We start from the raw sequence: 19,045 nt of genomic DNA, 5'->3' as shown, positions 1-19,045 counted from the left end.
GCTCGCAACGACTTACCCTCCTTCAACTGCTCAATAAAACATTATTACCGTTGGAGATCGCAATGAATCATGAACAGGCGAAAAACATACACCTTTCCGAAATTTTAGACAAGATAAATTGTAAGCCGGCCCGAACATCCGGTAATGACGTGTATTACCTGGCCCCTTGGCGGAATGAAAGGACGGCCAGCCTGCATGTCAATACGCATAAAAACGTATGGTTTGACCACGGCATCGGCGAGGGCGGCGGCGTTATTAAGTTTGTATGCAAATATCTGGAAAGTTCTGGCGTGGATCATACCGAAGCCGATGCCCGCCGTTGGGTTAAAAATATGTTTGAGGGCATCATTTTTATTGCGCCCGTTAAACTTCCTGCCACGTCTACAGACGATAGAAAACTGATCATTACCCACGTACAAGATATCGAAAGACCAGCCCTCATTCAATATCTGGAATCCCGTGGCATTCCTTTAAGTGTGGCAAAGCCATACTTGAAAGAAGTCTATGTTCATAACAAGGAAAGCAAGAAAAGCATTTTTGCGCTGGGCTTTAAGAATGATAAAAGCGGTTATGAAATCCGCAACGCGTTTTTCAAAGGAAGCGCCAAACCCAAATATCTTACTTTCATTCGCGGCCTGATACCAAAGCCCGAAGGGATCCATATTTTTGAAGGGTGGCCGGATTACCTCACCGCAATTATTCGTAAAAGGAACGGGCAGAGATTCAAGGACGACACGATTGTCCTAAACTCACTATCCAACCTCAAAAAAGCCACGCCATACATCAAAGGCTATGGTTACCGCATCGCCTATACATGGATGCACAATGACGAACCGGGGAAAGCGGCGACAACTTCCTTGGATAATTTTTTCAAGACCGAAGAAAATCTCCTGCACAAGCCGATGAACAAAGAGTATGCGCCGTACAAGGACATGAACGCCTTTCATATGGTCAAGTTGGGTTTATAGCCAGGTGAAATTTGGAACAGGCAGCGCACTTTAGCGGTGCTGCCTGATTTTCCATGCAATCCGGGGACACTGTATTTCTCCTTTCATTGTGAGGCGTTGATGAAAGGAAACGGCGGAGTTTGCCGAAAACGCTCCTACTCCAACAAAAATTTTCCCCGGCCTTCGACCTCCACGCCTGACCAAAATTTTTGCCGGAACGTCGCTTTCTTTTCGGCATTGGCTCCTTGTTTCCATCAACTCTCTCGAAAGGAAAATCTATGAGTACAATTGCTTCCAACACTGAACCGCAAGCAAAAACATTCACACGCCGCGATATACACCAACAGGTTACCGATACCATCATACAGCAACTGGAAAAAGGCGTGGTGCCATGGCACAAGCCGTGGAGCGGCGGCCCGGATCGTATTCTCACTATTCCGCAAAACTTTACCACCGGCAAGAGATACCGGGGCGTCAACATCCTGCTGCTTTGGACGTCAGCCTTCAATCAGCAATTCGTATCCGACGAATGGGCCAGCCTGAAACAGTGGAATGAAAAAAAGGAAACCATTCGTAAAGGCGAAAAAGGCACTTTCATTGTCTATTATGATAAAATTGAAAAAGAGGTGGACGGTGATATCAAAGAGATTCCTTTCATCAAAACCTCCTATGTATTCAACCGCTGTCAATTGGCAAGCTATGAAGCCAAACAGAAAGGGGAATTAAGCAACACTGAAAGTCTTGTTGAAAGAATTGATCATGTCGATAGGTTCATCAAAAACACAAATGTCATCGTTGAACACAACGGCTTCAGTGCTTATTACAGGCCATCCCTCGATAAAATCGTTATGCCGTGGCAAGAAACCTTTATGGATACGGAAACCTGCACCGCTACAGAAGGCTATTATTCCACCCTGTTGCATGAATTGACGCACTGGACGGGTGCGCCAAATAGATTGGTAAGACAAGGCGGCAAAAAATTTGGCGACAAAGGATATGCCATCGAAGAACTGGTTGCCGAGTTGGGTGCCGCGTTTCTATGCACGGAGTTTGGTATTGCCACAGCCGACAAGGGCGACCATGCCAGCTATATCGCCCATTGGCTGGAAGTGCTGAAAGAAAACAAACACTGTATCATTACCGCCGCCAGCGAAGCATCAAAAGCAGTGGATTTTTTGCAAGGATTACAACCGATCTGATCCATCTTTCAAATGTTGCAACGCCTACGCTGGGCGTTGCGCTTCACCCTGTTTCATACTCTTGCAATGGAGGTTTATTTGTTCCTAAGCATTACTGAAATCAACCAACTTACCGGAAAGAAAAAGCCGACCTCCCAAGCCCGTGCCTTACGTTTCATGGGTATTGAACACAAAATACGACCTGATGGAAAGTTGCTTGTGTCACGCGCCCATGTCGAAAAGTTGCTTGACGGTGAATCTGTAAATAATAGAATCAAACGTAGAACTGAACCGGATTGGAGTATGTTCAATGCCAAAAAAACGCAATAGTGAAAACGTTGGGCTGCCTACGCGCTGGCGTTTTGTTCATGGAGCCTACTATTATCAGGTTCCTCCCGGACATGAAAAATCGTGGAATGGCAAGAAGCTTTTCCGTTTGGGCAAGAAGTTGTCCGATGCGTACCGGAATTGGGCAAGCCGGTTGGAAGTACTGGAAAATGCTAAATTAGTCGGGGAACTACTTGACAGGTATGCATTACAAGTCGTTCCCGAAAAGGCCGTAAGCACACATGCAAATTGTCTAAAGTATGTAAAAAATCTACGTTCTGCATTTGGGAAAATGAACCTTGAGGAAATCGAACCCAAAGACATTTACAGTTACGTGGATCGCAGTCCAGGTAAAACTACAGCCCGACGAGAAATCGCTTTATTGTCTCATGCCTACACAAAGGCCGTTGAATGGGGGTATCTTGCCCGTCACCCATTCAAAGGGCAAGTCCGGCTACCCGGCAAGGCTCCGCGCGACAGGTATGTAGAGGATTGGGAAATTGCCGAATGCCTGTCATTGGATTCAAGGCGCAGGAAAGGCAGTGTAAAGGTCATTCAGGCCTATATACGCCTTAAACTTTTAACAGGCATGTCGCGGGGTGACATGTTGCGGCTTCAACCCGCCAAGCAATTCCTTGATGAAGGCATTGCCATTAAAAGACATAAGGTTGCCAATGTTACAGGAAAACAGACCATCTATTTATGGACGCCGGAACTCCGGGAAGCCGTGAAAATGGCTTTGGATGCCCGGCCTGTTCATATATCACCGTGGTTATTCTGTACCAAACGTGGGCAGTGTTATTTCAATGAAGAAACTGGCGAAGCCTCCGGCTGGAATTCCATGTGGCAAAGGTTCATGGAACGAGTGCTAACTGAAACGAAAGTCATTGAACGGTTTACCGAACACGATCTAAGGGCCAAAGCGGGTAGTGACGCAGCCGATTTGGAACATGCCCGCGCTTTGCTTTCACACACGGACAGTAGAATAACAAACCGGGTCTATCGCCGGAAACCGGAAAAGGTTACGCCAATACGATAGGCTGAATAGTACAATCGGTGTTTTGTAGTACAGGGAGGAATTTTTGATATGCTTAAGTACTTGGAAAATGGCTCCTCGGGCAGGATTCGAACCTGCGACCAAGCGATTAACAGTCGCTACTTTTACAGGATGTTTTGTTATTACAAAACAAATACTTGCCTCATGACTTTTGTACTATAAAACAGGCGCGCGAAAAAATCTAAGCGTCTAATTATTCAGAGAAAAAATTTTCTCAATAGTACAGCTTTCAGAGGTCTTGATTTGCTCCGCATGATACAAAGCCTGTCGGCAGAACAGGCGAAGGAATACCACACAGATGAACTCACCCATTCCGGTTATTACCTCGACGATCAGGAACTGAAAGGTTCCTTTCATGGCCGTGTGGCCGGACGTCTTGGCATAGCGGGCGAGGTTGATAAAAAAACTTTCGACGCACTGTGCGACAATATCCATCCTGTTGCTTATGGTAATTTAACGCCCCGCACCGTGAATAGCAGAACGGTCGGGTATGACATCAACTATCATGTGCCCAAGTCTGTAAGTGTCCTGCATGTCCTGTCGGACGACGATCATATATTGGAGGCGTTCCGCCGCAGCGTCCACGCCACCATGAAGGACATAGAATCGGATATGCAAACCCGTGTCCGCAAAGGCGGCAAAGACGAAGATCGCCGCACTGGTGAATTGCTTTGGGCTGATTTTGTGCATCAAACTGCGCGGCCTGTTAAGGACGCCGAACCCGACCCGCATTTGCATTGCCATTGTTATACATTCAATGTGACATGGGACGAAGCTGAACAACAATACAAAGCCGGGCAGTTCCGGGACATCAAACGCGACATGCCCTATTACGAGGCGCGGTTTCACAAGCGGCTGGCCGATGAATTGGTTGCCTTGGGCTACCGTATACGCCGGACGGGTAAATTCTTTGAAGTGGAAGGCGTGCCGCAACCTGTCATCGACCTATTTTCAAAACGCACCAATGAAATCGGCCAGATCGCCAGAGAAGAAGGCATTAGTGATGCAAGGCAGCTTGACCAGTTAGGCGCACGCACGCGGGTCAAGAAGAAAAAGCACCTGTCCATGACCGAACTGAAACAGGAATGGCGCAGGCAGATTTATGCGCTTGGCATGGCGGGAAAGGACGAGGGCGGCGACCCGCTCCGTTTTGCCCCTGCAAAACAGGAAAATGACTTGTCCGCAGCCGGTTGCATTGACCACGCTGTGCTACACCGCTTCGAGCGAGCCTCGGTTGTTCATGACCGCCGCCTCATAGAAACCGCCTATCGTTTTGGCATCGGGAAGGTGGCGGTGACGTTGGAACAAATTACCGACGCCTTCCGGCAGGACGACAGGATCATCACCATACAAGATAGCGGGAAGATCCTGTGTACGACCCGTGAGGTGCTTGCCGAAGAAAAACGTATGGTGGCCCTTGCCAATGACGGCAAGGGCAAACTGGCCCCTTTATTTGCGGTTGCGCCGCCCTTGACCCTGACCGGGGATCAAGCGGCGGCGGCTGCCCATGTGCTGACCTGTACGGACATGGTTGCCATCATACGGGGCGGGGCCGGTACGGGCAAAACAACCTTGATGCAGGAAACGGTCAGCCTCATGCGGCTGGCTGGCAAGAAAGTGACCATCGTGGCCCCCACGGCCAATTCCAGCCGGGGCGTGTTGCGGCAGGAAGGATTTGCTAAAGCCGATACCGTCGCCAAGCTGCTGAACGATCCCGACTTGCAGAATGAATTACAGGACGATGTTTTGATCGTGGATGAGGCGGGGTTATTGGGCGTCAAGGATATGACCGCCTTGCTGCAACTGGTCACGAATAAAAACGCCCGCCTGATCTTTGTAGGCGATACTCGGCAGCATAGCAGCGTTACAAGAGGCGACGGGTTGCGTATCCTCAATACAGTGGCCGGAATCAGGGCGGCGGAAGTAAACAAAATCTACCGGCAACGGGAGGAAGGCTACCGCAAGGCAGTGGAAGACCTGGCTGCGGGAAATGTCACGGCAGCCTTTGACCGGCTGGACGCATTCGGGGCTATCAGGGAAACAACCCCTACAAATCCGTCAGGTCAACTGGTGCAGGAATATATGGACGTGATCAACAGGGGCAAGACTGCTCTTGTGGTATCGCCGACGCACAAGCAGGGCGAAGCCGTGACCGATGCCATCCGGAAAGCCCTGCGGGATGGCGGCAGGATCGGCCCGGATGAAATTACCGTTACCCGCTATGTGAACCTGAACTATACCGAAGCCAAAAAAACGGATGCCCGCATGTACCAGCACGGCCTTGCGGTGCAGTTCAACCAAAACCTGCCGGACATCCCGCGCGGCAGTATCTGGCAGGTCGGGGAAGTTTCAGGCAACAGGGTTATGATTGCCGGAACCAACGGCAAAACCGTTCCGCTTCCTTTTGACCGGGCCGGTGAGTTCAACGTGTACCGGAAAACGTCCATCGGCCTTGCCGTTGGTGACACCGTGACCATCACCCGCAACGGGTATGACAGGAACGGCAAGCGGTTGAATAACGGGCAGACCATGCAGGTCGTGTCCATTGACGATGAAAACAACATTCAATTCAAGAATGCCGCCACCGGGGCCATCTACTGTTTGGATAAAGACTTCGGCCATATCAGTTACGGCTATGTGACAACGTCGCATTCCTCACAGGGCAAGACGGTGGACGAGGTGTTTATCTCGGAACCGGCGGCTACGTTTCCCGCCGCTTCCCTGAAACAATTCTATGTGTCCGTGTCACGGGCGAGGGATAGGGTACAGATATACACAGACGACAAGGCAGCCTTGCTGGAGCAGGTGTCGAATCTCGGTGACAGGCTATCGGCCCTCGAATTGGTTGGCCCTGATGAATGCAGTCAATTCATTGCCGGGCATCTGGCCCGGCTGGATCAATCCGCGCCGCGCTCTGTCCCGATACCAACGACCCCACTACCGGAACAACCCACAGAAACGATAAGGCCCCATGCACCCAAACCAGTCCCTTAAACGCATTTACCGGGAATTGCTGGAAGGCAATCCTACAAAGGCGCATCCGGGGAATGGCACAAGAAACAGGCCCTTCGCCCATTGCCTGACCATCCAGTGGCCGGACGGGCGCAGGATGGTTTTTTATTACGCCTATCTGCTATCCGTGGAATTGTTGATCGAAGCGGATTACAATGTGATGATCCTGCGCTTTACCTCGCAAAAGATAACCCTGAAAGGCTATGGTCTGGACAGTTTGTGTGAACAGTTCGCCGACGAGAAACCCGACCGTATCATGATTCATGATCCGCGCTATGTTTCAGCCGGGATTGTCGGCCACATGGCCGTGATTGATGCTATTGTGGATCCGCCGGGCAAGTGAGGGAAATTATTGGAGGGTGGCAACTTCATGCTTCGACCAATCCGGGCGCGGCAGCCGCAAGGTGGGAGGTGCAAACTAATACGAATATACATTATTGTTATGGCAACCAAAATCCGTCAGACATCTTCCCTATCAGTGTAAAGAACCTGTTGAAATTTCAGAAATGAAGTTCAACATGGTCAAAGCTATTTCAGCAAAAGAGCCATCATAGACAATAGATTTTTATATGAAGAACGTTTAAAGTCCTGACTGGGTGCATTTAAATACGACCGGATAAATAAGGGTATCTCACTACTATCAGAATCATACTCTGCATATTTAGTCTCGTAGTTCTCAATACTAGTATCATGCACTTTTACTAAAAGCGCAAGTTTAGCTCTAATTTCAAAAGTGTGTGAATCTATATGAATTGAACTTCCATGCATAAAATCCGTAAGAGGCTTGCCTATTAAAGGAGCAAAATTGTACACAACTAATTCTAGCGGCACTCCATAAGCTTTGGAGTTCTGTATAGTCGTAAGTGTGACCACATTAGAGACCAGGTCATATTCAAATGATGCAGTTTCTTTTTGATGTCTTTCATCTAATATGAAATCGACTAAAGTCATAAATGTTAAGAATTTATTATCTTCAGACTTATTTGAGTTCCATGATAACCTTTCATCAAATTTTATAACCCTCTTTGTTATTTTTTCCTCACTTCGTTCAAACAGTTCCCATAAGCTTTTTTGAAAGAATGTTTTCACTATTGCTAATTGGCTTTTTATATCATTTGGGTCGGGTACCTTTTCAAATGACTGAAAGCGTCGTTTCACCATAGAAACCCATTCCTCAAATATCAATTTCTCATTGAATAGTTCTACTGGAATATCATTATAATGCCTTTGAATTTCGTCGAAGGTACTTTGAGAAACCTCCAAAGCTTCATTTTCTTTGCCTTCGGGCAAATAAATATAATAACATTTTTCAACCCTGTTTTGTTCTTCACGAATATCTGCTGGATGCATGGATATGAATTGATCCAATAAATTCTGTGCTTTTGAAATTGGAACGCTTTCGTCCTTGTTTGGTTTAGGTTCCACATATTTCTCATTTAATTTGTACCCCAATTCAAACAATATATTATAAAGGGCGATGGGATTGATTTCTCCTCTGATAGTGTCAGGATTCAATTCAGTAAATCGTCTATAAAAGTATTTCGGATTTTTAAGTGTGCCAACGCCCTCTAATAATCGCATCCCAATTATTTTACCATCTTTTCTTTTTTCAAATAGCTCTGCTCTATTCTCCGACTTGAATTTATGCGGTTTCCCTTTATAATAATCTTCTTCAATTTTATCACATAAACACTTATATATAGCCCTATAAACGGCCGATTCTATTTTCATTTTTTATTGTTTTTGATCTGTACCGTATAAATCCTTTGTATACTGTACAGATAAGAAAGTAAGTTTTTTTTATTCTGAATATACGGATGCTTGGAAAATGCTTCTCACGGCTGCAATTTTGAATCAGATAACAATTGAACCAGTTTTTCTAAAGTTAAAGATTTCTCGTTATGAAATATTTGAACCTTACGCCCGATTACTTGACGACTGTTTGCAAACTCACCAAATTTATCCGAGCCAGTCATCATACCAGATATTTCTTTCATAATATCGGCAAATGCATCCTTGTACCCTTCAGCACGTTCTTTTCCATACTGCTCTATATACTGCTGAAAATTGGTTTCATTGATCGGAACGTCTTCCGGTGATCCAATTTCCTGACCGTTTTCGTCGAATTTTTTCAATAAAGTCATGCAAGTACCTATGGAAATACATTACATAACATAACCGTGGTGACCTGTCAAGCTTTATCGAATAATCATAATTCTTATTGATTTTCAATTCATTAAAACTTCCGCCATTGGCGGAGCAGGACAGCTATTGCCTTATCAGAACGAACGGAAACATTTTATTGATTTAAAACTACTAAACGATGCAGGAAATCACTAACAGCAAATCAAAGCCTACCAATCAAAAAGCTGAAAAAGTCCAGAGAGACAAGCAGAACGAAACACAGCAAATCACCAACGGCAAAATACAAGAGTTGGAGCAAGAGGTAGCCAATTTAAAAGCCCTTGTGGAAATCATGAGAAAAGAAATTGATGCCTTGAATGCTCTTGTCCGGTATCTCGAACAACGGAAATCTTAGCAAATGAATTTTCAGGCGGGCATAGCCGGGCCTTGTCTGAAAGAAAAAAATCAAAACAAAAACTATTGAACGGCTCAACAAACAAAACTGGCCTTTTTTGGCCCACCGACGAAATGGTTCCGGCATGACCATTGAAACATGCCGACGCAACAATTTTTTGAATTTCAATTTTTCAAACATGAACTCAAATCAAAGGAACGAAGTCAAGAAAGTCGGTTATAATATCGGCGCTCGTCCGTCCACTTATGATGACAGAAACCAGATTACATCAAGTGGTAAGGAAATCAAACATCGTGGCACAAACAGGACTATTGTAGACAACAAAACCTATTATGGTCATTCTGATGCCATAAAAGCCATCAAAAAGCTCAAATAGTCATTCACAACGGCGCGTCTGATCAACGCCCGTATTCCTAACATTCAGGGCCCTGAATAATTCTATCCGGTATTGAGCTGATTTTATCATTTTAAAAATCTTTTGGTCATGCAATTCAATCAACGCAAGGCAAAGGGCATGTTTGACGTGTCCAAAGCCGACCTCATTGAATTATTCTCTGTTCGGGGCCATGCCGACGGCAAAACAAAAGCCCTGCTTCTTTTCATCGGATTGGTCTTGACGCCCGTGACTTTATTGGGCGCATTGATTTACTACAAAAAAGGTTTCCGGCTGTTCATGGAGCCGAACAATGAACTGCCCCGTCTGCACAGCCTGCCGCCCGTTATACGTGTCGGCATGATCATCGGGGCCGTCCTGATCTGGGTTGTCATTTATCTTGCAACAGTGATCCTGCTGCGTCTTGTTATCTGGTTCGGCGGTGATTTTGTCAATCATAATCCGTCATTCGTTTTTGCTTTCCTGCTGGTCAATTTAGTCCTGACGGCATTCATCTGGCTCGGGTTCTCTTTGTGGCGTGGCCGCATTTACAAGTACGTCCGCGAAAAACAACGGCATGGATCGGCACGCTTCGCCACAGAAAACGAACTTATGCCTTACCGCAAGCCGAAAGGGTTTTATATCGGTGCAGGGCTTTATTACAACAAACCCGGCCATATCTGTTCGGTAGCGGGTACGAGAGCAGGCAAATCGGTCAACCTCCTGTTCCAGAATTTGCTGATGCCGCATTTATTTGATGGCTCCGTGGTGTGCTTTGACCCAAAGGGTGAATTGGCCGCAGTCAGTGAACGCGTCAACCGCGAGGCCGGGAAAAAGACAATTATTTTGAACGCATGGGATCTTTTGGGATTAGGGAACACACCATTCAACCCATTGGATATTTTGAAAAGTGCCGACCGCATCAATTTGTGCGATGACGTTGCAACGCTTGCCGAATCCATCGTACCGGTCGCGTCAGGATCGAACGAGAGCCACTTTTCAGACAAAGCACGCAGTTATATTTCCGGGATGATCTTGCACTTGATGACTGCAGTACCCGAACAAGATCGTCATTTAGGAACGATTTGGTCATGGCTTAGAAAAGACAATGATTCGTGGTGCGAGCTTTTAGCAGACATGATGCTCAACGATGATCCGGTTGCAGGTGAAATCGTCAAGGCCACCGCCAACGAAATCGCTTCTCTTATGAAGACGTCCGAGAGGGAGTACGGGTCGATCATTTCAACGGCGCAAAAATATACCGACGTGTTTAAAAGTCCAGCTTTAAGGGAAAGCCTGAAAACGTCGCCGAAATTTTCAGCAGAGGATTTAACGAAAGGGAATGTTGTCTTGTATTTGATTGTTCCTGCTGATCGTTTGAAAAGCCACAGCACCTACATGCGGCTTGTCATTACATCGTTGCTGCGTTCCGTCATTCGTAAGCCGGGCAAGGATGTTTTGTTTCTGATAGATGAAGCCTACGCGATGGGTTACCATAGCGAAATTGAATTGGCGTTAGGTGCATATGCCGGATTCGGCGTGCATCTCTGGACGATCTGGCAATCGTTAGTACAAATTCAGGATTTATATCCGAAGACGTGGCAATCGTTTCTCGCAAATTCTTCCGTGCGCCACTTCTTCAATATATCCGACAACTTCAGCGCCGATTATATTTCATCCATGTTTGGGCAAACAAGCGTTCCCGAATACAACGATAAGGGCGATATATCCGGCGCATCGGCACGACCATTGATTACCCCTGATGAAATCCGCAGGCAATCGGGAGATACGATCTATACGGTCATTGATCAACTCGCACCATCCCAGGTTCCGAAAATTCCTTATTACAACATGAATTTGGATTGCGATCCTAACCCTTACTACAAGCCGGAAAGCAATCTTGAACAGATAGCGCATTCAGTAAGAGTATCAAAAGCAGAACGCGACAGATTGAATAACTAAACGGCGTGGCCCGGAGCATAATAATTTTTTGCATTCCGGGCGCAAGATGTGGGCTGGCAACACACATGTTGCCCAGCCCCGATCTTGCAAGGAGGTTTTGCGACCTCCCTTGACCCTCCCGCAAAAATCAAAATGCAAAATGTATGGAACGACAAAAAAGCAAAAAGAGTTTTGGCCGGACGAAACGCCTGCATATTCGGATGCATGAAAAAGAAAAAGACCAATTATCGGTTCTAGCAAAAGAGCATGGCCTATCCATCAGTGATCTGGTGCGCGTGACGGTTATCCGCTCACAGCCGGTCATGCCGAAGGCCAAACCCGATCGTGCCTTGTTCATCCGCACGCTTGGCGAATTAGGAAAGATCGGCAGCAACGTCAATCAAATCGCGCATGAGCTGCACCGCGAACGGATTGTCGGCAATGGCCATCATGTACCGGATCGGATCATCGAGGGCGCGTTGACAGGCGTTAAAACGCTATCCGATGAACTTATCCATATCCTGAAAGGTGACGCTTAGGGGCGGCATCAGGGGCGGTGGTGCGGCGTTAGCAATCTACCTGTTGACGAAAGGCGACAATCAATCGGTTCAGGTTTTTGACGTGAGAGGAACATGCCAGCCCGATAGCTTGAAAAAATCCCTGATTGAAATGAGCCTGACGGCAGAACTGTCCGGCAGGACAAAACGCGGCCTTTACCACGTCGTCATCAATCCGCGACCTAGGGAAGATAGGTTGATGACTAAGGCTCAATGGCATCGGGCGGCAGAGATCATCGAGCGGAAACGCGGTTTGACCGGGCATAAGCGGGTGATGGTGCTGCACAGGAAAAAGAACCGATACCATATGCATGTTGCATGGGAGAGATACAACCATGACACCGGATTGATGAACTGCAACAAGCACTCGAATTATGATTTAAAGCATTGCCGCCGGACGATGGAGATCGAGTTCGGGCATAAGCTGACAGCGGAAAAGAATAATGAACGGGCCTTGCTGAAGGAGTTATTGCCAAATCTTTTTGCCCAACATCCAACCGGCAGAGGGTTTCAGCAAGCGGTTGAGAAGGCCGGGTACACGTTAGCGATACAGAAACACCGCCGTCCCTATGTAATCATCAATCGCAAGGGCCGCTCGTTTGAACTGGTGAAGGAAATCCCGAAAGTGCGTACCCGGCAGGTGCGTGAAAAGCTGAAAGGGTTAAACCTGCCGGATAAAAACGAGATCATTGATGCCATTCGGGAACGTGAGAATAGCCGACGCCACAACAAGACACGCGAGCAAATCGCATCCGACTTGAAACAAACTTTAACACGCGACGCGGGAAAATCCAAAAGCCGCGGACGCTAAACGTAAACATCAAATCATTTTTTATGAACTGGAACGAAATCGTCGAAAGACAAGCCAAAGAATATGCCGATCATATTGAAAGTGTTAAACAATCGAAAGAGCAATTGCAGGCGGACAAGCAGGCCGTCCTGTCGGCTGCAAAATGCAGCGAGGCCGAATTGCCTGCCTCTTTAAAGGACATGCTGCAACGGAATGCCGAAGCATGGGAAAAGGATTACGGCATGTATGGCAGCAAGTTTAAAGAAATGCGCGTGAACCATCAACGCGAGTTAAACAAGTTTTTCGAGCGTGAAGCACTGGCGCAAGGATTGGCAAAAGACCAGAATGCGGCAAAAGATAAATCGAAAGATAAATCCGCAGGCCGTTAACCAATTCCATCATTTAAAACAATCTTTTATGAAATGGGAACATCTCATCAAGGGTCAGGCGAAAGATTATAAGTTTTTCCTGACCGGCTATAAACAAAGCCTTGATCAACTCAATGCCGATATTGTCCTGTTGCTGGGTCAGCATACGGAAAAGACCGCCCCGCAGAACGTCAGAGATAAAATCGCCCGTGACCGCGCCGCATGGGAAACGCTATGGGGCATCAACGGGCAGAAGATCGCGGCTATGCGCGAGATTCACCAGAAGGAACTGGACGCGTTTTTTTCTCACCCTGAATAAAACCTGATATATGACGCTTGAAAAATTGGTGGCTCGGCAGGAAAGGGAGATTGTCGATTACTTCCGGGAGCGTGAGAAACGGCTTACATCTTTGGAAGACGATCAAAAGGAACTTGTGAGTTATTGCAGCTTTGTCAATCCCAAAACCCATACACTGTTGAAAAACCTGTTGCAGGAACAACGTTCGGCGTGGGAGGCAATGGAAAAGGATGATCTGGATATGCTGAAACAGATCCATGCCCTTGAGCGGGAAAATTTGCTCGATAAACAGGCCAAACGTGATGAACTGGTGGCCCTGTTATCGAAAGGAAAGGATCAGGCGAAAGACCGGGGCCGGTAATTAAAATGGCAGGTTCGGGTCATTGTGCAGGAGAATCGGACTGATCTTAAGCATCCGGGCCAGCCATTTCAACTTCAGGTGACGCCGAGGCGTATCGGAGGTTTCCATCATGATATACCGACATAACGTCAATTCCATATGCACATAATCCAGATCGTTCCTGTCATGCTTCCAATAGGCCGATACATAGTTTTCTATCAGGTATCGGGCTGCCGGTATATAGGGCAGGCACTCCGGCTCATTCCAGTAAAGCTGCCGGGTTAACACATTGTCGTTTGTATTGGGACGCATGGAAAGCATTCCTTGAGTATATCCTAAAAACACATTTATGTCGATCAAAACTATGGCCGACCTCCTCAAACAGCAGGAGGCCGAACGGCAAGACCTTGCCGTGAGCCTCTATGAGGCGTGGCAACCGGTCATGAAAAAACGGGAAGAAATGTTATTACCCTATGGCGGTGTGTATGAGAATGCGACAGACCCTGTGCGCGAGGAAATCGACACGCTCCATAAGGAGTTTACGGAGGAATGGGGCAGTGACGGCAAACTGGCTGTCCTGATGACCGCCCGGCACGCCCAGGAACGGGAAAAACTGATCGAGCGTCAGAACAAAATCGAACAACTACACACCATGCAACATCGGCCAAAGGACAAAGACCGTGGCCGGTAATTAATTCACACATCAAGATTAATCTATGACATACGATACACGGCTCCATGACCTGATAACAAAGCAGGAGAAACAAATACAAGCCTTTGAACGGCATCGGGCCGATATGTGGGCCGCCGTTCAGGCTACCGAAAAAGAAATTTTACAACTGCATGATTGCACCTTTACGGATGCGCCACCGCATGTCCTCGCTATTGTGAACAAATTGCGGGAAGATTATTACCGTTACTGGTGGAATGACGGCGTCCTGCTCACCGCATTGATGAACAGGCAAGCAGCAGCGCGGCAGAGAGTGATCGATAGAATGAAGACATCCAAGACCGGATAGATGCTTAACTAAATTCGATTTGAACATGAAGCCTGTCAACAAGTATAAAGAAACAAAACTAACACACATCCCCATGCTTACCGTCGAGGATATAGACAAGCATGAATGTTTTCGTGACTGGCCACAGGAGAAAAAGGAGAAATTGATTAAATTCGTATATGAATTGTCTTTAGCATTATATCACTCCTACTTCAACGCCAATGAAAAATAATCTTGACTACTTTAAGAAATTTGTTCCCAAAAACGACAATGAAAATCACTCCAACTTTATTGTCTGGTCATATACTCGCGTGTCATCCAAAGAACAGTTTGAAAAGAATGGCAGCGTTGAGCGGCAAAAGGAAGCAAACAGGGAATTCGCTGAAATGAATAATTATATCATTGCCGAAGAATTTGGAGGTACATACGAGAGTGCCAAAAGTGATTGGAGCCGGAAAGAGTTTACACGTTTAATCGAACGTGTCACGAAAGCAAGAAAGCGTCCTTGGGCAATTTTGGTATTCAAAATGAGCCGTTTTTCAAGGTCAGGAGGAAACGCCATTGGTCTTGTCAATCAGCTTGTAGAAGAATTAGGCGTACATCTCATTGAAGTATGTAGCGGCCTGTCAACAACCGCCGAACGCGGCAAGGCCGCCATCTATGACAGTCTTTTTCAGGCATATCGTGAAAACTTGGAGCGCATTGAAATCATTGTACCGGCCATGCAATCATTTTTGCGAAAGGGGTATTTTATGGGCAAGTCACCGATAGGCTATGACCATTATGGCCCGAAGGTGCGCAATGAAAAATTCCTTTCTCTCAAACAAAAGATTGTTGTCAATAAAGACGGCGAGCTATTACGTGATGCGTGGAAATGGAAAGCGTCAGGCAAGTACAGTGACGCACAGATACTGGCAAAGCTTGCCGCCCGAGGCTTAAAGATGTCGCCGCAAAAACTGTCGGCCACATGGCGCATACCGTTTTATGCTGGAATCATTATCAACCGCCTGATCGACGAGCCAGCGAAAGGCAACTGGGAACCAATTGTCAGTATTGAGGATTTTGTGAAGGTTCAGAATATCTTGGAAAGCGGCAGTTTGCCCGGCAACCATGCAGGCTACACCCATAATAAGGACGTTGAGCCGCGTCCGTTAACACGTTTGCTTAAATGCGAGAAATGCAAACGCTATATGGTGGGCTACCGAAACACGAAAAAGGACTTGCATTATTATCGCTGTTTGCATTGCAAGGGCGTCAGCCTGAATGCCATGACCACAAAGAAGGCGCAACGCAAAGGAGCCAATGAATTATTTATTGATTTCCTGAATAGATATCGTTTGCCGGATGATCTGGAACCGTTGGTCAAATGGCAACTGACACAGATTTTCGATCACTATAATAATGGCCAGTCAAAACAAGACATTGCGTTGAAATCACAACTGGAAGGATTGGAGAAAAAGCGCAAGCAACTGCAAATTCGTCATGGTTTGGGCGAAATTGATAAAGAAACGTATGAATTGACGTTAGGGCATATCGCCGAACAGGTGCAGAATATCACCAAAGAAATGAATATCCTGACCCCAAAAATATCTAACCTCGATAAACTTATTTCGGAATCATTGGAAAAGCTGCAAAACCTCAGTATTCAGTGGGCTTCGCACGATCTCGAACAAAAAAGATGGATGCATAAAACGCTCTTTCCTGACGGGATTTATTACGATGCAGAGAAACACATTTATCTAACCAAACAAGAGAATGAATTTTTGCACTTAACACATTGTATCGCAAAGGACTACACGGAAAACAAAAACCGGAAACAGGACGAAAATTTGCCTATTTCCGGTTGGGTAGTCCCGACAGGACTACCTTTATTTTTACTGCTTTTTATCTTCTTTTATTAGCTTTTATCTCACCCTATAAGCGCCATTAAAAATTTTTCTGTAAAAAAACCCAAAGGTGTAAAAGGGCGCTAAATTTCACTCATTATTGCAGTCAACCATTGGGTCAACCAAACGGTAATCAATAGTTGTTTTACAAAGTTATAATTTAAAAAAGTTTATTTATGGTAGTTCCAGAACCTCGATTTTATTTAAAAAACCCCAAATCAACAGAGCCTACCCTTATTTCCTTACAGGCAAAATTTAATGGTGAAAGAGTATTTATGAGCACTGGTGATAAAGTGAACCCTTCCGAATGGGATTTTATCAAGCAGCGCGCAATAGTTTCAAAGAAGAATCCAGGCAACTCTGATATAAACATGTGGCTTGACAAAATAGCGGCCGACTTCAAAGCCTTGTTCAGAAATTTACTTATTGATGGTGTTGTTCCAACAGAAGAAGTACTAACAAAGGCATTGCGTGAAAAGCTAAACAGAAATGTATCAGTAACCGAGCCGAAAGAAAAACCTACCCTACTAAAATTTATACCCCAGTATATAGAGGAATGTAGGGTATTAAAATCAGCTAATACAGTGAAAAGCTATGTTTCTACTTATAAACACATGGAGGACTACTTTAAAATGACAGGGGGCGCAGCAGATTTTGATTCTATTACTATTGAATGGCGCAACGGTTTTATTAAATACTTACAGACACTCGGAGTGGGCAGGAATACAGAAGGAAAGCATATTAAGAATGTAAAGGTATTTATGAACGAAGCAACGGAGCGTGGGCTAAATACCAATCTCATGTTTAGGAGTAAGAGCTTTTCCAAACCTCATGAGGATACCACTAAGATATTTCTCACGATGGGCGAGATTGAAAAACTTGCTAAGGTTGATCTTGGTGACGATAAATTAAAGAATATAGTACGGGACTACTTTATAATAAGCTGTCTTACTTCCTTACGTTACTCTGATTTTGTAAACATTCGCCCAGAACACATTAAGGAAAATAATATTCATATGATTACCCGTAAAACTGGAGAGCCTGTAATTATACCAATTTCACTATTAGTAAGGGGTATTCTGGAAAAGTATAATTACAATCTACCAAAGGCGCCATGTAATCAGGTTTTCAATCGCGTGCTTAAAGATGTCGGAAAGATTGCGGAATTAGACGAACAGATCACTGTTACTAAAACAAAGGGTGGTGTTAAACAAACTATCATTTATAAAAAATATCAGCTTCTAACCGCCCACACTGGAAGACGGTCTATGATATCAAACTGTATTCTTGAAGGAATACCTACTCCTTCTATCATGCTAATTTCTGCACATAAAAGCCTCAAAGTGTTTCAAGGGTATGTGAGGCTGAACCAGGTCCAAAATGCAGAAGCATTGAGCCAGTATAATATATTTAATAAATAATAGTATTAAGATCATATACTACTGTATGTATTTTATACTATATAATTAATTGATATTATAAGCTTTATTTGTAGTTTTGGATTACATGTCTTTTCTTTGCATTGCTTAATACCGCAAGGATATAAAGCACAAACCGTAAAAGGGAGTTCCTTACTCCCATCACTGTAAATCTCCTCCCCAGGAGCTATTGGATTTATTAACCCCTCAAAAAATACAGTGATGGGACAAATTTTAATTAACCAGATTTCCGACTCTGAACTAAAATTTTTAATCAAAGAGTCTGTTAAGGAAGTAATTTCAAGTGAATTAAAGGAGTATTTAACTACCCCGACCTCCATAGGTCCAGACACTTCTCAAGAGTTTTTAACTCGCCGACAAGTTGCCAATCTATTACAAGTTTCATTACCAACATTACATGCGTATACTAAACAGGGATTGATTAAGGCAATCCGGTTTGGCCGGCAGGTGCGTTATCTGAAAACAGATATAGGTGCTGCCTTGAAGGAAATAAGATCACTTAATTATAAAAAATAACCCAGACGGGCATTGCATTGCAATGCCCTTTTGTATTCAGTAAAATAAACCTATTAAATATTATAAATCATGGAACAAGAATCTCATGGATACAGCTTTCCTCGTGATGGCAAGATTTTAATGCCCGGTGATACTTACCTACTTAAAATGGATAAGCGAAATAAAGGAGCTAAATCAAATTTTGACCATTTTATTTCCATCCTGGACAAAAAGGAAGGTAAAAGTAAATCTCCAGTTGAGTTTTATATCTACAAGTTAGCAGGTATCTGTAACCAATATGGTATTGACAAAGACTGCGCCTGCGACTTAATATGCGAAAGATTTAAAAATCATAAGGAGATACGAACACAATTTAAGACGCAATATGACTTCTATCAAAAACTTCGTTTAATAGCAGATAGTGTTTATGGACAGTTTAAATCTGCATATGGTACTTGGCAAAATGAAACCGAAGAAGAGGAAAAAGAAGAAACACCAAC

General features: G+C 45.2%; 23 protein-coding genes. 20 read left to right on the top strand and 3 right to left on the bottom strand.

Annotated features, from left to right (window positions below; genetic code table 11):
* Window positions 1–50 precede the first annotated feature (50 nt).
* From A4R26_RS30065 to A4R26_RS30040, 6 genes are all read left to right on the top strand, one after another.
* Window positions 51–968, top strand: a complete 918-nt coding sequence (locus A4R26_RS30065) for a DUF8464 domain-containing protein (RefSeq protein ID WP_242675056.1) — start codon at window positions 51–53, stop codon at window positions 966–968.
* A gap of 257 nt (window positions 969–1,225) precedes the next feature.
* Window positions 1,226–2,146, top strand: coding sequence for an ArdC family protein (locus tag A4R26_RS30060; protein WP_081170227.1), 921 nt, complete (start codon window positions 1,226–1,228; stop codon window positions 2,144–2,146).
* Window positions 2,147–2,158: 12 nt separating this feature from the next.
* Window positions 2,159–2,455 carry a DUF4224 domain-containing protein gene (locus tag A4R26_RS30055; RefSeq protein ID WP_242675055.1) on the top strand — a complete coding sequence of 99 codons (297 nt, stop codon included), beginning with the start codon at window positions 2,159–2,161 and terminating at the stop codon, window positions 2,453–2,455.
* Window positions 2,436–3,491: a site-specific integrase gene (locus A4R26_RS30050; RefSeq protein ID WP_207625855.1), complete on the top strand. Its 1,056-nt coding sequence runs from the start codon at window positions 2,436–2,438 to the stop codon at window positions 3,489–3,491. The genes A4R26_RS30055 and A4R26_RS30050 overlap by 20 nt, the downstream gene beginning before the upstream one ends.
* Window positions 3,492–3,761: 270 nt before the next feature.
* Complete coding sequence (gene mobF / locus A4R26_RS30045) at window positions 3,762–6,503, top strand: MobF family relaxase (protein ID WP_242675054.1); 2,742 nt, start codon at window positions 3,762–3,764, stop codon at window positions 6,501–6,503.
* Window positions 6,481–6,864 carry a hypothetical protein gene (locus A4R26_RS30040; protein ID WP_081170225.1) on the top strand — a complete coding sequence of 128 codons (384 nt, stop codon included), beginning with the start codon at window positions 6,481–6,483 and terminating at the stop codon, window positions 6,862–6,864. Before mobF ends, A4R26_RS30040 begins: the two co-directional genes overlap by 23 nt.
* A gap of 185 nt (window positions 6,865–7,049) precedes the next feature.
* Here A4R26_RS30040 and A4R26_RS30035 read toward each other — a convergent pair whose 3' ends face one another.
* Together A4R26_RS30035 and A4R26_RS30030 are read right to left on the bottom strand one after the other, a co-directional pair.
* The gene (locus tag A4R26_RS30035; protein ID WP_081170224.1) at window positions 7,050–8,252 is read right to left on the bottom strand and encodes a hypothetical protein; all 1,203 of its coding nucleotides are present in this window, start codon (window positions 8,250–8,252) and stop codon (window positions 7,050–7,052) included.
* 104 nt (window positions 8,253–8,356) lie between these two features.
* Window positions 8,357–8,665, bottom strand: coding sequence for a hypothetical protein (locus A4R26_RS30030; RefSeq protein WP_081170223.1), 309 nt, complete (start codon window positions 8,663–8,665; stop codon window positions 8,357–8,359).
* A 179-nt stretch (window positions 8,666–8,844) separates the two neighbouring features.
* On the opposite strand from A4R26_RS30030, the gene A4R26_RS30025 reads away from it, so the two are divergent.
* The 8 genes from A4R26_RS30025 to A4R26_RS29990 all read left to right on the top strand — a co-directional run bounded on the left by A4R26_RS30025 (window position 8,845) and on the right by A4R26_RS29990 (window position 13,748).
* Complete coding sequence (locus A4R26_RS30025; RefSeq protein WP_081170222.1) at window positions 8,845–9,060, top strand: hypothetical protein; 216 nt, start codon at window positions 8,845–8,847, stop codon at window positions 9,058–9,060.
* Between the two features lie 178 nt (window positions 9,061–9,238).
* Entirely contained in the window at window positions 9,239–9,436 is a 198-nt protein-coding gene (locus A4R26_RS30020; protein ID WP_133054826.1) for a hypothetical protein, read from the top strand.
* A 108-nt stretch (window positions 9,437–9,544) separates the two neighbouring features.
* Window positions 9,545–11,395, top strand: a complete 1,851-nt coding sequence (locus A4R26_RS30015) for a type IV secretory system conjugative DNA transfer family protein (RefSeq protein WP_081170220.1) — start codon at window positions 9,545–9,547, stop codon at window positions 11,393–11,395.
* A gap of 143 nt (window positions 11,396–11,538) precedes the next feature.
* On the top strand, window positions 11,539–11,913 hold the full coding sequence (locus A4R26_RS30010) for a plasmid mobilization protein (protein ID WP_081170219.1): 375 nt from the start codon (window positions 11,539–11,541) through the stop codon (window positions 11,911–11,913).
* Window positions 11,914–11,956: 43 nt separating this feature from the next.
* Complete coding sequence (locus tag A4R26_RS30005; protein ID WP_242675053.1) at window positions 11,957–12,742, top strand: relaxase/mobilization nuclease domain-containing protein; 786 nt, start codon at window positions 11,957–11,959, stop codon at window positions 12,740–12,742.
* Between the two features lie 23 nt (window positions 12,743–12,765).
* A complete protein-coding gene (locus tag A4R26_RS30000) occupies window positions 12,766–13,110 on the top strand; it encodes a hypothetical protein (RefSeq protein WP_081170217.1) in 345 nt (114 codons plus the stop codon).
* Window positions 13,111–13,138: 28 nt separating this feature from the next.
* Entirely contained in the window at window positions 13,139–13,408 is a 270-nt protein-coding gene (locus tag A4R26_RS29995) for a hypothetical protein (protein WP_081170216.1), read from the top strand.
* Between the two features lie 10 nt (window positions 13,409–13,418).
* On the top strand, window positions 13,419–13,748 hold the full coding sequence (locus tag A4R26_RS29990; protein WP_081170215.1) for a hypothetical protein: 330 nt from the start codon (window positions 13,419–13,421) through the stop codon (window positions 13,746–13,748).
* Here the strand turns inward: A4R26_RS29990 and A4R26_RS29985 are convergent, their stop codons facing one another.
* On the bottom strand, window positions 13,749–14,048 hold the full coding sequence (locus A4R26_RS29985) for a hypothetical protein (RefSeq protein ID WP_133054825.1): 300 nt from the start codon (window positions 14,046–14,048) through the stop codon (window positions 13,749–13,751).
* Window positions 14,049–14,076: 28 nt separating this feature from the next.
* Between A4R26_RS29985 and A4R26_RS29980 the strand changes: the two genes are divergently transcribed.
* From A4R26_RS29980 to A4R26_RS29950, 6 genes are all read left to right on the top strand, one after another.
* Complete coding sequence (locus tag A4R26_RS29980) at window positions 14,077–14,418, top strand: hypothetical protein (RefSeq protein ID WP_081170213.1); 342 nt, start codon at window positions 14,077–14,079, stop codon at window positions 14,416–14,418.
* 25 nt (window positions 14,419–14,443) lie between these two features.
* A complete protein-coding gene (locus tag A4R26_RS29975; RefSeq protein WP_081170212.1) occupies window positions 14,444–14,746 on the top strand; it encodes a hypothetical protein in 303 nt (100 codons plus the stop codon).
* A gap of 200 nt (window positions 14,747–14,946) precedes the next feature.
* Window positions 14,947–16,626 (top strand): recombinase family protein, encoded by a 1,680-nt coding sequence (locus A4R26_RS29965; RefSeq protein ID WP_081170210.1) that lies wholly within the window; start codon window positions 14,947–14,949, stop codon window positions 16,624–16,626.
* A 161-nt stretch (window positions 16,627–16,787) separates the two neighbouring features.
* Entirely contained in the window at window positions 16,788–18,032 is a 1,245-nt protein-coding gene (locus A4R26_RS29960) for a site-specific integrase (RefSeq protein WP_081170209.1), read from the top strand.
* 219 nt (window positions 18,033–18,251) lie between these two features.
* Entirely contained in the window at window positions 18,252–18,566 is a 315-nt protein-coding gene (locus A4R26_RS29955; protein ID WP_081170208.1) for a helix-turn-helix domain-containing protein, read from the top strand.
* A 69-nt stretch (window positions 18,567–18,635) separates the two neighbouring features.
* A partial coding sequence (locus tag A4R26_RS29950) for a hypothetical protein (RefSeq protein ID WP_133054824.1) occupies window positions 18,636–19,045 on the top strand: 410 nt, incomplete at its 3' end.

Origin of the sequence: Niastella populi (assembly GCF_002078015.1) — a bacterium.
Classification (GTDB): domain Bacteria; phylum Bacteroidota; class Bacteroidia; order Chitinophagales; family Chitinophagaceae; genus Niastella; species Niastella populi.
Note: the sequence above shows the minus strand (reverse complement) of the source record. Positions and strands in the feature narration are given on the sequence as shown.

Bases quoted from the DNA above. Each gene is read 5' to 3' on its own strand.
- A4R26_RS30060 (WP_081170227.1), top strand. From the start codon at position 1,226: ATGAGTACAATTGCTTCCAACACTGAACCGCAAGCAAAAACATTCACA.
- A4R26_RS30055 (WP_242675055.1), top strand. From the start codon at position 2,159: ATGTTGCAACGCCTACGCTGGGCGTTGCGCTTCACCCTGTTTCATACT.
- A4R26_RS30050 (WP_207625855.1), top strand. From the start codon at position 2,436: ATGCCAAAAAAACGCAATAGTGAAAACGTTGGGCTGCCTACGCGCTGG.
- mobF (WP_242675054.1), top strand. From the start codon at position 3,762: ATGATACAAAGCCTGTCGGCAGAACAGGCGAAGGAATACCACACAGAT.
- A4R26_RS30040 (WP_081170225.1), top strand. From the start codon at position 6,481: ATGCACCCAAACCAGTCCCTTAAACGCATTTACCGGGAATTGCTGGAA.
- A4R26_RS30035 (WP_081170224.1), bottom strand. From the start codon at position 8,252: ATGAAAATAGAATCGGCCGTTTATAGGGCTATATATAAGTGTTTATGT.
- A4R26_RS30030 (WP_081170223.1), bottom strand. From the start codon at position 8,665: ATGACTTTATTGAAAAAATTCGACGAAAACGGTCAGGAAATTGGATCA.
- A4R26_RS30025 (WP_081170222.1), top strand. From the start codon at position 8,845: ATGCAGGAAATCACTAACAGCAAATCAAAGCCTACCAATCAAAAAGCT.
- A4R26_RS30020 (WP_133054826.1), top strand. From the start codon at position 9,239: ATGAACTCAAATCAAAGGAACGAAGTCAAGAAAGTCGGTTATAATATC.
- A4R26_RS30015 (WP_081170220.1), top strand. From the start codon at position 9,545: ATGCAATTCAATCAACGCAAGGCAAAGGGCATGTTTGACGTGTCCAAA.
- A4R26_RS30010 (WP_081170219.1), top strand. From the start codon at position 11,539: ATGGAACGACAAAAAAGCAAAAAGAGTTTTGGCCGGACGAAACGCCTG.
- A4R26_RS30000 (WP_081170217.1), top strand. From the start codon at position 12,766: ATGAACTGGAACGAAATCGTCGAAAGACAAGCCAAAGAATATGCCGAT.
- A4R26_RS29995 (WP_081170216.1), top strand. From the start codon at position 13,139: ATGAAATGGGAACATCTCATCAAGGGTCAGGCGAAAGATTATAAGTTT.
- A4R26_RS29990 (WP_081170215.1), top strand. From the start codon at position 13,419: ATGACGCTTGAAAAATTGGTGGCTCGGCAGGAAAGGGAGATTGTCGAT.
- A4R26_RS29985 (WP_133054825.1), bottom strand. From the start codon at position 14,048: ATGCTTTCCATGCGTCCCAATACAAACGACAATGTGTTAACCCGGCAG.
- A4R26_RS29980 (WP_081170213.1), top strand. From the start codon at position 14,077: ATGTCGATCAAAACTATGGCCGACCTCCTCAAACAGCAGGAGGCCGAA.
- A4R26_RS29975 (WP_081170212.1), top strand. From the start codon at position 14,444: ATGACATACGATACACGGCTCCATGACCTGATAACAAAGCAGGAGAAA.
- A4R26_RS29965 (WP_081170210.1), top strand. From the start codon at position 14,947: ATGAAAAATAATCTTGACTACTTTAAGAAATTTGTTCCCAAAAACGAC.
- A4R26_RS29960 (WP_081170209.1), top strand. From the start codon at position 16,788: ATGGTAGTTCCAGAACCTCGATTTTATTTAAAAAACCCCAAATCAACA.
- A4R26_RS29955 (WP_081170208.1), top strand. From the start codon at position 18,252: ATGGGACAAATTTTAATTAACCAGATTTCCGACTCTGAACTAAAATTT.